Genomic DNA, 13,494 nt, shown 5'->3' on the forward strand with positions numbered 1-13,494 from the left:
CTATTGATCACGCCGACCGGGAGCGCCTCAGACATATGCACAGCCTCGCCGACACCACGCTCTCCGGCCTCTGGGACCGGCTCACCGGCACCCAGCCCGACCCCGATCTGTGGGTGGTGCTCGCCACTCTGGGCGCGGCGCTCATCGTGACCGTCCCGCACGGTCCGTGGCGCCTGTCACGCAACGCCATCACCATCGCGCACGAGGGCGGCCACGGCCTGGTGGCCCTGTTGACCGGCCGCACCCTGACCGGCATCCGCCTGCACTCCGACACGAGCGGCCTGACCGTGAGCCGGGGCAAGCCGTACGGCCTCGGCATGATCCTGACGGCCGCCGCGGGCTACACCGCTCCCCCGCTGCTGGGCCTCGGCGGGGCCGCGCTGCTGGCCGCCGGCCGCATCACCCTGCTGCTGTGGGTGGCGACCGCCCTGCTGGTGGTGATGCTGGTGATGATCCGGAACGCGTACGGGGTGCTGACGGTGGTGCTGGCCGGCGGCGCGTTCCTGCTGGTGTCGTGGCTGGCGGGGCCGCAGGTGCAGGCGGCCTTCGCGTACGCGGTGGTGTGGTTCCTGCTGCTCGGCGGAGTGCGGCCGGCCTTCGAACTCCAGGCCAAGCGGGTGCGGGGAGGCGCGGGCGACTCCGACGCGGACCAGCTGTCGCGGCTGACGCACGTACCGGCGGGGCTGTGGCTGTTCCTGTTCCACGCGGTGTCCCTGTGCTCGCTCATAGGTGGGGGCCGCTGGCTGCTGGAAGGTTGATGCCTTGCCCTCCTTATAAAGTGGCCTCATGGCCCCGAACACCGCCCACCCCGCCCTCTGGCCCGCCCCCCACGCGAGCGGAGCCGTCGACGCGACGGTCCACGTGCCGGGGTCCAAGTCGGTCACCAACCGCGCCCTCGTGCTCGCCGCCCTCGCCTCCGAGCCCGGCTGGCTGCGCCGCCCGCTGCGCTCCCGCGACACGCTGCTGATGGCCGGTGCCCTGCGCGCCATGGGCGTGGAGATCGAAGAAACAGTGTCGTCCAGCTCCTCCGTCGCGGGCGGCCCGGACGGCTCCGGGGAGGCCTGGCGGGTGCTGCCCACGGGCCTGCGCGGCCCGGCCACGGTCGACGTCGGCAACGCCGGCACCGTGATGCGCTTCCTGCCGCCGGTGGCCGCGCTGGCCGACGGCCCCATCCGCTTCGACGGGGACCCGCGCTCGTACGAGCGTCCGCTGCACGGTGTGATCGACGCGCTGCGCGTCCTCGGCGCCCGGATCGACGACGACGGCCGGGGCGCGCTGCCGCTGACCGTCCACGGCGGCGGGGCCCTCGAAGGCGGCCCGGTGTCGGTCGACGCCTCCTCGTCCTCCCAGTTCGTGAGCGCGCTGCTGCTCTCCGGCCCCCGCTTCAACCAGGGCGTCGAGGTCCGGCACACCGGCGCGACCCTGCCGTCCATGCCGCACATCCGGATGACCGTCGACATGCTGCGCGCGGTCGGCTCCCAGGTGGACACCCCGGAGTCGGGAGGCGAGCCGAACGTGTGGCGGGTGACGCCGGGCGCGCTGCTCGGCCGGGACCTGACGATCGAGCCGGACCTGTCCAACGCCCAGCCGTTCCTGGCGGCGGCCCTGGTCACCGGCGGCAAGGTGCTGATCCCGGACTGGCCGGCCCGCACCACCCAGCCGGGTGACCGGCTCCGGGAGATCTTCACCGAGATGGGCGGTTCCTGCGAACTCACCGAGTACGGGCTGGAGTTCACCGGCTCGGGCGCCATCCACGGCATCGACGTCGAGCTGGGCGACGTCGGCGAGCTGACCCCGGGCATCGCGGCGGTCGCCGCGCTCGCGGACTCCCCGTCCACCCTGCGGGGCGTGGCGCATCTGCGGCTGCACGAGACGGACCGGCTGGCCGCGCTCACCAAGGAGATCAACGAACTCGGCGGTGACGTGACCGAGACGGCCGACGGCCTGCACATCCGCCCGCGCAAGCTGCACGGCGGGATCTTCCACACCTACGAGGACCACCGCATGGCGACCGCCGGCGCGATCATCGGCCTGGTGGTCGAGGGCGTGCAGATCGAGAACGTGGCGACGACCGCAAAGACACTGCCGGACTTCCCCGACCTGTGGGCCGGGATGCTGGGGAACTGACGGGCGGACTGGAACCATGCGCCGCTACAGCAAGCACACCGACGAGGACGACATCCGGACCCGTCCCAACCGCAAGGGCAACCGGCCGCGGACGAACATCCGGCCCAAGCACGAGGACGCGGCCGAGGGCATGGTCCTCACCGTCGACCGGGGCCGCCTGACCTGCCTGGTCGACGACCGGCCGATCATGGCGATGAAGGCCCGTGAACTGGGCCGCAAGGCGGCCGTGGTGGGCGACCGGGTGGCCCTGGTCGGTGACCTGTCCGGCAAGAAGGACAGCCTCGCGCGGATCGTCCGCATCGAGGAGCGCGGCTCGGTGCTGCGCCGCACGGCCGACGACGACGATCCGTTCGAGCGGGTGGTCGTCGCCAACGCCGACCAGCTCGCGATCGTCACCGCCCTCGCCGACCCGGAACCACGTCCCCGGCTGATCGACCGCTGTCTGGTCGCGGCCTACGACGGCGGTCTGGAGCCGCTGCTGGTGCTGACCAAGTCGGACCTGGCCCCGCCGGACAAGCTGCTGGAGTTGTACGGCGCGCTCGACATCCCCTACGTCGTCACCAGCCGGGACGAGCTGGAGAACGGCGGCGCGGCGGACCGGGTGCGCGAGTACCTGGACGGCCGGATCACCGCCTTCGTGGGCCACTCGGGCGTGGGCAAGACGACCCTGGTCAACGCGCTCGTGCCGGAGGAGCGGCGGCGTCTGACGGGTCAGGTCAACGTGGTGACCGGCCGTGGCCGGCACACCACCACCTCGGCGCTCGCCCTGCCGCTCGCCGACGGGGAGGGCTGGGTCGTCGACACCCCGGGCGTGCGCTCCTTCGGCCTCGCGCACATCGACCCGTCCCGGGTCATCCACGCCTTCCCGGAGCTGGAGCCGGGCACGGAGGGCTGCCCGCGCGCGTGCAGTCACGACGAGCCGGACTGCGCGCTGGACGCGTGGGTCGAGGAGGGCCATGCGGACCCGGCCCGGCTGTACTCGCTGCGCCGGCTGCTGGCCACGCGGGAGCGCCGGGAGGGCGACTGAGCCCCGCGTTGTTTGCCGGGGTCCGGGGACGGTAAGTGCATAATCGCACCGAGCCGGAGATCCGGATCAACAGGAGGACAGCGCATGGCGTGGCTGCTGGTCATCGTGGCCGGGATGCTGGAGACCGGTTTCGCCGTGTGCCTGAAGCTCTCCCACGGGTTCACCCGGCTGTGGCCGACGATCGCGTTCGCCTCCTTCGCCCTCGGCAGCTTCGGCCTGCTCACCCTCGCGCTGAAGCGGCTCGACGTCGGCCCGGCCTACGCGGTGTGGACCGGGATCGGCGCGGCGGGCACCGCGATCTACGGCATGGTCTTCCTCGGCGACCTGGTGTCGACCCTGAAGCTCGTCTCGATCAGCCTCGTCATCGTCGGCGTGATCGGGCTCCAGCTGTCGGGCTCCGCCCACTAGTCGGTCTTCAGACCGGCATGGCGCGGCGGGCGCGGGCGGGCTTGTGGCCGGTCTCGGCGTCCAGGGCGAGGACCGTGCCGGCCCGGGTGCCGACGTGGACGACGCCGTCCGCGTACACGGGGCTGGTGCCGGGGCCGTCCAGTTTGTGCCGCCACAGGACCTTGCCGGTGGCGAGGCCGATGCGGAACAGGCTTCGCTGGGCCTTGGTGCTCACCAGCCAGCCGAAGGAGCCGCAGAGCGCCGGGGACGAGGCGCCGTAACGGTTCGGCAGGTGCCAAAGGGGCGAGCCGTCCGCGCTGTCGACCGCGTACAGCCCGCCGTGGCTGTCGCCGGCGTAGACCACGCCGTCGCCGCGCGCCGCGGTGTTGTCGAGCACACCCGACGCCTGGGCACGCCAAAGACGCTCGCCGGTGGCCGCGTCCCAGGCGTACAGCCGGCCGAAGCCGCTGCCCGTGACGACCACGCCGTCGGCGACGCTCGGGGTGCAGCAGCTCAGCTGGTCCTCGGCGGAGCCCTGGTGCCACAGCTCCTCGCCGCTCGCCGCATCCAGCGCGGTCAGCTCGGCGCGGGCGCCCTGCACGAACACCCGGCCGTCGGCCACGGCGGCGCCCGCCGCCGACCCTTCGGGCAGCCGGGCCCGCCAGCGCTCGTCGCCCGTGGCCGCGTCCAGCGCGGTGACCCGGCTGGCGTCGCGCAGCAGGAAGGCCGGGTGGTGGACGGTGAACACCACCCCGTCGGCGACCACGGGATCGCCGGAGTGGCCGACCCGGCGCAGCCAGCGCTCCTCTCCGGTGTCCGCGCTCAGTGCGTGCAGCAGGCCCGACTCGCCCACCACGTACACGGTCCCGTCGGCTACCGCCGGGCTGCGCCGCAGCGGGGCGTGCGTGTCGAAGGACCAGCGCGGCCGGCCGCTCGCCGCGTCCAGCGCGTAGCAGCGGCCGTCGGCGCAGTTGACGTACACGGTGCCCGCGCAGACGACGGGCTCGGCGACGACCGCGTCCGGCAGCCGGACGCCCCACGCCTCGAAGCCGGCCGGCCGTATGCCCTGCGGGTAGGCACCGGTGTGCGCGGGGCCGCCGCGGAACATCGCGGAGGGGCCGGCACCGGGCCGCTCGGCCGCGGATTCGGGGTCCTCCGTGTCGACGACTGCGGTCCGGGCGGCGGGGGCCATGTCCGCGTGTTCGCCCCACAGCCGCGGATCCATCAGGTCCACCAGGCCTGCCAGCGACCGCAGTTGGGCCAGCACCTCCCGGCTGTCGTCATCAGGCCGGGCCGCACCCTCGGGCTCGGCGTAGAAGAGATACGAGCCGTCCACCTGCCACTCGTGCCAGCGGCGGTCGTCGGCGTACTCCCGCACGGCCGGAGTGAGCAGCAGCGCGGCGGTCTGCGGCGCCAGCGTCTCCACGACGTGGACGGCGTCGTAGACGGGGTCCCCGGTCTCGTACAGGTGGCGGTCCGGGCGCTCGGCCACGAGCCGCTTCAGCATCGGGACCATCGAGTCCGCGGCCACCCCGTGCCGGCTCACCGCGACCAGCGGCACCATCCACGGCAGGTACACGAGATGGACGGTGCGCACGGCGTACGGCGGCTCGGTCACGAACACGTCGAAGACGGTGACGTCGCGGCCGTCGAGGGAACCGCTCACCACGTTGAGCTCCTGGGCCAGCTCGGGGTCTACGCCGAGCGCCGCCGCGCAGTGCCGCAGCAGATCGGGCCGATCGTCCGAGAACGACCACCCCTGCTCCTCGGCGAGCCGGCGTCGCGTCTTCTCCCGGCGCCGCAGATCGACCTGCTTCCCCATGCGCACCTCCCCATCGGCCCACCGAGCCTACCCAGCCCGAGGCGGGGGTACGGCGCCAACTCCCCCTGGATGAGCGGAAGTAGCCGTAGCGGGGGAAATCGGTTCGTCAGGCAGACTGCCGCGACAGGACGCCGCGCACCAGCTCCGTGGCCCCGCCGTCCCCCGGTGGCGCGGCCACGCAGGACAGCGCGAGGCGTACGACCAGCTCGCAGGAGCGCGCCAGTTCGGCGCCGTCGGCCTTCGTGGCGCCGGGGCCCGCGAGCACCGTCACCGCGCGGTCCCGCACGATCCGCACGAAGTCCGTGGGCGACGGCAGCGGCCCGTCCGCCCGGCGCTGCGCCGGCACCGAGGCGGAGGACGGTACGGCGGAGAGCCCCGGCCTGGGCAGGCGCTCGCTCCAGCAGCCGGTGAGCATGGCCCGGACCAGCGCGTTGTCCCGGGCGACGGCGGCCGTCCACTCGACGGTGGCGGTGAGCCGCTCCAGGGGCTCGGCGGAACCGGAGAGCGCCCGTTCGACCCCGGCGAGATAGCCGTCGGCCTCGCGTCGCACCAGGGCGCGGGCCAGCCCGTCCTTGCCGCCGAACTCGTTGTACAGGGTCTGCCGGGACACCCCGGCAGAGGCGGCCACGTCGACCATCCGCACAGCGGACCACGGCCGGCGCGCGAGCGCTGTGTACGCGGCGTCCAGCAGAGATTCCCGGGCAGCAGGCATCATCGCCTCCCTGGGGCGAGCGGCACTGCGCCCAGATTTGACGCGCGTACATGCACTGTCAAGGGTTCGCGGTGGTATGCGGGGGCGTACGACGCCCTCCCGCCCTCCCCTTGGCCCCTCGGGCCTCCGGGGGCCCTGTGGCCGGTACCGGGCCCGGCAGATACCGTTCGTTACATGCCGGACTACCTCGACGATCTGCGCCTGGCCCACGTCCTCGCGGACGCCGCCGACGCCGCCACCATGGACCGCTTCAAGGCGCTCGACCTGAAGGTGGAGACCAAGCCGGACATGACGCCGGTGAGCGAAGCGGACAAGGCGGCGGAAGAACTGATCCGCGCCCAGCTCCAGCGCGCCCGCCCCCGGGACGCGATCCTCGGCGAGGAGTACGGCATCGAGGGCACCGGCCCGCGCCGCTGGGTGATCGACCCGATCGACGGCACCAAGAACTACGTCCGCGGCGTCCCCGTCTGGGCCACGCTCATCTCCCTGATGGAGGCGGGCGAGGGCGGGTACCACCCCGTCGTGGGCGTCGTCTCCGCCCCGGCGCTCAGCCGCCGCTGGTGGGCCGCGAAGGGCCACGGCGCGTTCACCGGGCGCAGCCTGTCCTCCGCGAGCCGCATCCACGTCTCCGGCGTCGGCAGGCTCGCGGACGCCTCCTTCGCGTACTCCTCCCTGTCCGGCTGGGAGGAGCAGGGCCGCCTGGACGGCTTCCTCGACCTGACCCGCGCGGTGTGGCGCACGCGCGCGTACGGCGACTTCTGGCCCTACATGATGGTCGCCGAGGGCTCGGTGGACATGTGCGCCGAGCCGGAGCTGTCCCTGTGGGACATGGCCGCCAACGCGATCATCGTCACCGAGGCGGGCGGCACCTTCACCGGTCTCGACGGCCGCCCCGGCCCGCACAGCGGCAACGCGGCGGCGTCCAACGGCCTGCTGCACGACGAGCTGCTGGGGTATCTCAACCAGCGCCAGTGACCAGCGAGGGAGTCCCGCGCACGCCCTCAACTGGCGTCGCGCGCCCCCTTGTTGACCCGTCCTTTACCTGGCACCCTGAAGCCACCGCCCACTTGTGAACTTGTGCAATGCCGAACAGGCGCCTCCGGCGCCGGGCTTGAACTTGTTCGGGATTCATAGGAGGTGGCCCATCCCATGCTCGTCCGTGACGCCATGAGCACGATGATCCTCACCATCGGCCCCGCCCACACCCTCCGCCAGGCAGCGGCCCTGATGTCCGCCCGCCGCGTCGGCGCCGCCGTGGTCCTCGACCCGGACGCCGGCGGCATCGGCATCCTGACCGAACGCGACATCCTCAACTCCGTGGGCCTGGGCCAGGACCCGGACACGGAACGCACCCACGCCCACACCACCACCGACGTCGTCTTCGCCGCCCCCACCTGGACCCTGGAGGAGGCCGCCCGCGCCATGACCCACGGGGGCTTCCGGCATCTGGTCGTCCTCGACGCGGGCGAGGCGGCGGGCATCGTCTCGGTCCGCGACATCATCCGCTGCTGGGTTCCCGCACGTCGATCAGCCATAATGGACATTGTCTAAGTCAAATGAAGGTCCAAAGTCACACCCATTCGTGACCTGGTCGCCTTGCTGTTAGGCTGGTAGCCATGAGTGACCTTCTGGAACGGCTGCGCGGACGCGGATGGCGGATGACCGCGCAGCGGCGCGTCGTGGCCGAGGTTCTCGACGGCGAGCACGTTCACCTGACGGCCGACGAGGTCCATGCGCGGGCTGTCGCGAAGCTCCCCGAGATCTCCCGGGCGACCGTCTACAACACGCTGGGCGAGCTGGTCTCCCTCGGTGAGGTGCTCGAGGTCAGCACGGACAAGCGCGCCAAGCGGTACGACCCGAACGCGCACCGGCCGCACCATCACCTGGTCTGCGCGAGCTGCGGCTCGATCCGGGACGTCCACCCGACGGGCAACCCGCTCGCCGACCTCCCCGACACGGAGCGCTTCGGCTTCACGGTGTCGGACGTCGAGGTGACGTACCGGGGGCTGTGCCCGGACTGCGCGGGGGCGTGACGGACTCGTGAGCGAGAGGGGGCGCAAGCCCCCTTTTTTCTTGCTGCTTTTTCCCGCTCCGGAACTTCCCGCTCCGGAACGTTTTGCTCCTGAACACACCTAGGGCCGGAACCCATCTCTGGATTCCGGCCCTAGGCCTTCAGTAGCGGGGACAGGATTTGAACCTGCGACCTCTGGGTTATGAGCCCAGCGAGCTACCGAGCTGCTCCACCCCGCGTCGTTGAACATGACGTTACGCGAGGGAAGCCCGCCGAAGCAAATTCATTGGACGCGGAGTGGCCGGGGTCACGCCGACAGCTCTTCGCGCAGCGCGTCCCGCAGCCGTCCCGCGCGCTCCGCGACCTCCGCCGGTCCCAGCTCCACCGCCCGGCCGGCCCACTTCTGCCCCTCCGCCAGCTCGCCCCGGCGTGCGCAGACGAGGGCGAGCCGCAGCGCCGCCCGCCCGTGCCCCGCGTCGGCGGCCCGGGCCCACCACACCGCGGCCTCCGGCTCGCTGCCCTCGCGGGCCAGGAGCAGCCCCAGGTTGAAGGCGCCGTTGCGGGAGCCGGCCTCCGCCGCCGTCCGGTACCACCGCGCCGCCTCGACCACGTCGCCCCGGGCCGCCGCGAGCATGCCCACCCGTACCTGGGCGCGCCGGTGGCCCTGGGAGGCCGCGCGCTCGTACCACTCCTCGCACTCGGTCTTCTCGTGCACGATCTCGCCCAGCTCGTGCGCGGGCTCAGGCGGCCGGCGCGCGTCGAGCACGGTCGCCAGCCGGTACGCGGCCTCCGCGCTGCCGCCGCCCGCCGCGCACCGCAGATGCCGCTCGGCGGCCAGTTCGTCCCCCTCGCGCAGCCGGGCGATGCCGACCTGGAGGGCGGCCTCGGTGTGCCCCGCGGCGGCGGCCCGCTCGTACCAGCGCAGTGCCATCCCGTCCTCGCCGCGCCCGGCGTACAGGATGCCGAGGTTGAACGCGGCGTCGACGCTGCCGGCCTCGGCCGCCTTGGAGAACCACGGCTCCGCCCCGGTGGTGTCGCTGCCGTGGAGCAGCAGGATGGCCAGCGCGTTCGCGGCCTCCCGGTGCCCGGCGTAGGCGGCCCGCCGGTACCACTGCTCGGCCTGTGCGGTGCGGCCCTGCTCGGCGCAGAGCAGCCCGAGGTTGTACGCCCCGTTGTCGTCCCCGGCGTCCATCGCCGCCCGGTACCAGCGCTCGGCGGTCTGCGTCTCCCCGCGTTCGGCGTGCAGCGCGCCGAGCGCGTTGGCGGCGTTGCCGTCGCCGTCCTGGGCGGCGCGCAGCCACCACACGGCGGCGCTCTCGGTGTCCCCCGCGTCGCGCAGCAGGAAGCCGAGGGCACAGGCGGCTCGCGCGTCGCCATCCTTGGCGGAGGTCAGGTACCAGCGCCCGGCCTCCTTGAGTTCGCCGCGCTTCTCCAGGATCGCGCCGAGGTGCAGCGCGGCCCGCCGGTGACCGCGCGCGGCGGCCTGCCGGTACCACTGCTCGGCCTCCGCGACAGCGTTGTCGGCCCCGGCATCGTCCTCGCGCACGGCGGCCCGCTGGTCGAGCGCGCGCGCCAGCCGGTAGGCGGCCTCGCGGTGCCCGCGGTCGGCGGCGGCCCGCATCCACTGCTCGGCGCGGGCGTCGCCGCGGTGTTCCAGCAGGTCGGCGAGTGCGTAGGCGCCGAGGGCGTGGCCCTGCTCGGCAGACTGGCGCAGCCAGTACTCGGCGGCGGGCTCGTCCCCGCGCTCGCGGTGGTGGCGGCCGAGCGCGTGCGCTGCGGCAGCGGAACCGGCGACGGCGGCGATCCGCCACCAGCCGGCCGCCTCGTCCGCGTATCCGCGCTGGTGGAGAAGGACGCCCAGGTTGTTGGCGGCGGCCCGGTCACCGGCCGCGGTGGCGGCGCGCAGCTGGGGTTCGGCTCCCTCGACGTCGCCGCGGCGCAGCAGCATGGCTCCGAGGACGCTCATGGCTTCGGCGTCGCCGGTCTCGGCGGCGAGCCGAAGACGTACTTCCTCGGCGACCTCCCCCACGTCGTCCCGTTCGTCGCGGGACGCTTCCTCACCAGAAGTCTGTACAAATCGCCCTGTACTGAACAGAGTTGCCTTGTCCCCCATAACGTCCATCGTCGCACCACCTGCAACCTGGGTACACCCGGTATACCGCAGCCCGTGAGGTCACTTCAGCGTTTTGTCGACATGCCCACAGGGAGACAAGTCAAACACACATGCACCAACTCCCCACGACGGCGCGGCCATCCGCCCACTCCGGACATGAGTTCGCACACCACGAAGGCCCGGATCCCTGAGGATCCGGGCCTTCGACTTCAGTAGCGGGGACAGGATTTGAACCTGCGACCTCTGGGTTATGAGCCCAGCGAGCTACCGAGCTGCTCCACCCCGCGCCGTTGCACTAGAACAGTACCACGGCGCGGAGTGCGCCTGATCAACCGCCCTTCTTGCCGCCGCTCGCGCTGCCGCTCCTGCCGCCGTTCTTGCCGTTGGCCCCGGCGGCCTTGGACTGGGCGTCCTCGGCCCGCTGCAGCGCGTCCTTCAGGTCCTTCTGCGCCTTGGCGTACGCGCTCCAGTCCGGCCCCCCTGGCTTCTGCAGCGCCTCCTGCCCGGCATCGAAGGCCTTCTGGGCGTCGTCCAGGGCCTGTTGGACGGTCGGGTTGCCGGACGCGGGCGGTCTGGTGGTGCCGGTGTCCGGTGGCGTGGTGGTGGAACCCTTCGCTCCGAAGACCTTGTCGAGGGCTTCGTCGAGCGTGTTCTCGAACGCGGTCTTCCCGCCGTAGGTGACCAGCACCTTCCGGAGCAACGGGTACTTCAGTCCGCCGCCGCGTACATAGACCGGCTCCACGTAGAGCAGTCCGCCGTCCAGCGGCACGGTCAGCAGGTTGCCGTACTCCACCTCAGAGTCGCCGCCCTTGAGCAGTTTGATGGCGGCGGCGATGTCCTGTTCGGAGTTGAACTGGCTCTGGACCTGCTTGGGCCCGTCGACCGTCGTGCTCGTCGGCAGTTTCAGGATTCTGATCTTGCCGTAGTCGCTGCTGCCGGCCTGCGAGTCGACCGTCATGAACGCGCTCAGGTTGTACCGCCCGTTGGGCGTGAACGTCGTCGACAGCGAGAACGCCTGCTTGGCCTGGTCCGGCATCTTCATGCTCAGGTAGTACGGCGGCACCGCGTTGCCCGACTTGTTGGTCGGATCGTCCGGCACCTGCCACACCTCGCTGCCGGTGAGGAACGTCTGCGCGTCCGACACGTGGTAGCGGGTGAGCAGCTCGCGCTGCACCTTGAACAGGTCCTGCGGGTAGCGCAGATGGGCCAGCAGGTCCGCGGAGATGGCGCTGCGCGGCTTCACCGTGCCGGGGAAGGCCTTCATCCAGGTCTTCAGCACCGGGTCCTTGGTGTCCCACTGGTAGAGCTTGACGTCACCGGTGTACGCGTCGACGGTCGCCTTCACCGAGTTGCGGATGTAGTTGACCTGGTTCTGCTGGGCCACCACCGCGCGGTTGTTGTTGTTCGCGGTCAGCGAGTCGGCCGTCGTGTCACCGAGGGTCGTACGGGAGGAGTACGGGTAGCCGTTCGAGGTCGTGTAGGCGTCGACGATCCACTGGATGCGGTGGTTCACCACCGCCGGATAGGCGTCGCCGTCGATGGTCAGCCAGGGCGCGACCGCCTCGACGCGCTCCTTGGGCGTACGGTTGTACAGGATCCGCGAGCCCTTGCCGATCGCCCCCGAGTACAGGATCTGCGGCTCGTTGAAGGCCACCGCGTACGCGGCCCGGTTGAGCGGGTTGTCGAGGTTCACCCCGCTCTTGCCCTGGTAGCTGGTGGTCTTCTCGCCGCTGTCGTCGGAGTAGTCGATCTCCTTCTGCGGGCCGCCGACGATGGAGTACGTGTTGGTCTTCTCGCCGTAGTAGATCCGCTGCTGGTACGTCCCCAGGGCGCCCTTGGACGGCAGGTCGTACTCGGTGAAGACGGGCTGGCCGCCGGAGTCGGCCTCGGTGCCCTTGGCGGCGACCATGCCGTAGCCGTGCGTGTAGCGGAAGTGGTCGTTGATCCAGTTGTTCTTCGGAACGCCGTCCAGGTTCAGTTCGCGCAGACCGATGACGGTGTCCTGATCCCCGGCGTTCTTGCCGTCCTTGGAGTACCGGTCGACGTCGAGGTTGGTCGGGAACCCGTAGTAGTTCTTCATCTGCTGAAGCTGCTGGAACGTCGGCGAGACGATGTTCGGGTCCATGATCCGGATGCTGGCCGCGTCGCTCACGTCGTCGCGCAGCTCGGTCTTGTCCTTCGTCATGGACTGACCGGAGTACTCGGTGACCTGGGCGTCGTCGATGCCGTACGCCTCGCGCGTCGCCTTGAGGTTCTTCTGGACGTACGGGGCTTCCTTGGCCTGCTCGTTGGGCTGGACCTGGAACTTCTGCACGATGGCCGGGTACAGGCCGCCGATCAGGATCGCCGAGAGGACCATCAGACCGAAGCCGATGACGGGCAGCTGCCAGGTGCGCCGCCACAGGGTGGCGAAGAACAGCAGCGCGCAGATGACGGCGATGCAGAACAGGATCGTCTTGGCCGGCAGATAGGCGTTGGCGTCGACGTAGCGCAGGCCGGTCCAGTCGCCGGTCGCCTTGAAGTCGCTGGACTTGACCGCGAGGCCGTACCGGTCGAGCCAGTAGGCGACCGCCTTCAGCGCGACGAAGATGCCGAGGAGCACCGACAGGTGCCCGGTCGCGGCGGCGGTGGCGCGCGCGCCCGGGCTGGTCACACGCAGCCCGCCGTACAGGTAATGGGTGAGCGCGGCGGCGATCAGGCACAGGATCGCGGCGGCGAAGCCGAAGCCCAGCAGGAAGCGGTACCAGGGCAGGTCGAAGGCGTAGAAGGAGACGTCCAGGTGGAACTGGGGGTCCTTCTGGTGGAAGGGCACGCCGTTGACCCACATCAGCCACGTCCGCCACTGGCTGGAGGCGGAGGCGCCGGCGATCAGGCCGACGAGGGCGGAGACGGAGAGCAGCAGCCACTTCTTGTACGGCGCGATGCCCATCCGGTAGCGGTCCAGGCTCTGCTGCTCCATGGACATGGCGCTCAGCGGGGGCCGCAGCCGGTGCGCGAGCCAGATGTTCAGCCCGACCGCGACGGCCATCAGCAGGCCGAAGACGGAGAAGAGCCCGATCTTGGTCCACAGCACGGTGGTGAACACGGACGAGTAGTGCACCGACCGGTACCACAGCCAGTCCGTCCAGAAGCCCGCGAACATGGTGAAGGCCATGCCGAGGACGGCAAGCACGCCCAGAGTCGTCAGAAGCGTGCGGACACGCCGGGACGGGCTGCCCGCTCTCATCCGCGGCCCCGTCGGGCCTCCGCCGCGGTCCGGCATCTGGAAAGCCAAGGTGCGCACCTCGAAGTCGCT

The 13,494-nt window shown here is 71.5% G+C and carries 11 protein-coding genes and 2 tRNA genes; 7 read left to right on the plus strand and 6 right to left on the minus strand.

The features are described from left to right. Positions 1-35 precede the first annotated feature (35 nt). The 4 genes from ACWD35_RS16060 (at position 36) to ACWD35_RS16075 (ending at position 3,562) form a co-directional block, all read left to right on the plus strand. Positions 36-758, plus strand: a complete 723-nt coding sequence (locus ACWD35_RS16060; RefSeq protein WP_451351840.1) for a M50 family metallopeptidase — start codon at positions 36-38, stop codon at positions 756-758. Between the two features lie 28 nt (positions 759-786). Continuing rightward, positions 787-2,127, plus strand: coding sequence for a 3-phosphoshikimate 1-carboxyvinyltransferase (gene aroA / locus ACWD35_RS16065; RefSeq protein ID WP_451351841.1), 1,341 nt, complete (start codon positions 787-789; stop codon positions 2,125-2,127). Between the two features lie 16 nt (positions 2,128-2,143). Then, on the plus strand, positions 2,144-3,154 hold the full coding sequence (gene rsgA / locus ACWD35_RS16070) for a ribosome small subunit-dependent GTPase A (RefSeq protein ID WP_451351842.1): 1,011 nt from the start codon (positions 2,144-2,146) through the stop codon (positions 3,152-3,154). A gap of 84 nt (positions 3,155-3,238) precedes the next feature. After that, positions 3,239-3,562, plus strand: a complete 324-nt coding sequence (locus tag ACWD35_RS16075) for a DMT family transporter (RefSeq protein ID WP_451351843.1) — start codon at positions 3,239-3,241, stop codon at positions 3,560-3,562. Positions 3,563-3,569: 7 nt separating this feature from the next. On the opposite strand, the gene ACWD35_RS16080 is transcribed toward ACWD35_RS16075, so the two are convergent. Continuing rightward, positions 3,570-5,363 (minus strand): outer membrane protein assembly factor BamB family protein, encoded by a 1,794-nt coding sequence (locus tag ACWD35_RS16080; RefSeq protein ID WP_451351844.1) that lies wholly within the window; start codon positions 5,361-5,363, stop codon positions 3,570-3,572. Between the two features lie 106 nt (positions 5,364-5,469). Further along, complete coding sequence (locus ACWD35_RS16085; RefSeq protein WP_451351845.1) at positions 5,470-6,078, minus strand: TetR/AcrR family transcriptional regulator; 609 nt, start codon at positions 6,076-6,078, stop codon at positions 5,470-5,472. 171 nt (positions 6,079-6,249) lie between these two features. Between ACWD35_RS16085 and hisN the strand changes: the two genes are divergently transcribed. The 3 genes from hisN to ACWD35_RS16100 all read left to right on the plus strand — a co-directional run bounded on the left by hisN (position 6,250) and on the right by ACWD35_RS16100 (position 8,108). Next, the gene (gene hisN / locus ACWD35_RS16090) at positions 6,250-7,050 is read left to right on the plus strand and encodes a histidinol-phosphatase (protein WP_451351846.1); all 801 of its coding nucleotides are present in this window, start codon (positions 6,250-6,252) and stop codon (positions 7,048-7,050) included. 174 nt (positions 7,051-7,224) lie between these two features. Continuing rightward, a complete protein-coding gene (locus ACWD35_RS16095) occupies positions 7,225-7,626 on the plus strand; it encodes a CBS domain-containing protein (protein WP_451351847.1) in 402 nt (133 codons plus the stop codon). A gap of 65 nt (positions 7,627-7,691) precedes the next feature. After that, the gene (locus tag ACWD35_RS16100) at positions 7,692-8,108 is read left to right on the plus strand and encodes a Fur family transcriptional regulator (RefSeq protein WP_451351848.1); all 417 of its coding nucleotides are present in this window, start codon (positions 7,692-7,694) and stop codon (positions 8,106-8,108) included. Between the two features lie 143 nt (positions 8,109-8,251). Here ACWD35_RS16100 and ACWD35_RS16105 read toward each other — a convergent pair. The 4 genes from ACWD35_RS16105 to ACWD35_RS16120 form a co-directional block, all read right to left on the minus strand. Beyond that, positions 8,252-8,325 (minus strand) — tRNA-Met (locus ACWD35_RS16105). Positions 8,326-8,393: 68 nt separating this feature from the next. Further along, positions 8,394-10,208 (minus strand): sel1 repeat family protein, encoded by a 1,815-nt coding sequence (locus ACWD35_RS16110; protein WP_451351849.1) that lies wholly within the window; start codon positions 10,206-10,208, stop codon positions 8,394-8,396. Between the two features lie 204 nt (positions 10,209-10,412). Continuing rightward, positions 10,413-10,486: transfer RNA gene (locus ACWD35_RS16115), tRNA-Met, on the minus strand. A gap of 41 nt (positions 10,487-10,527) precedes the next feature. After that, on the minus strand, positions 10,528-13,461 hold the full coding sequence (locus ACWD35_RS16120; RefSeq protein ID WP_451352005.1) for a UPF0182 family membrane protein: 2,934 nt from the start codon (positions 13,459-13,461) through the stop codon (positions 10,528-10,530). Positions 13,462-13,494: the final 33 nt, after the last annotated feature.

The organism is Streptomyces sp. NPDC002671 (assembly GCF_053592475.1).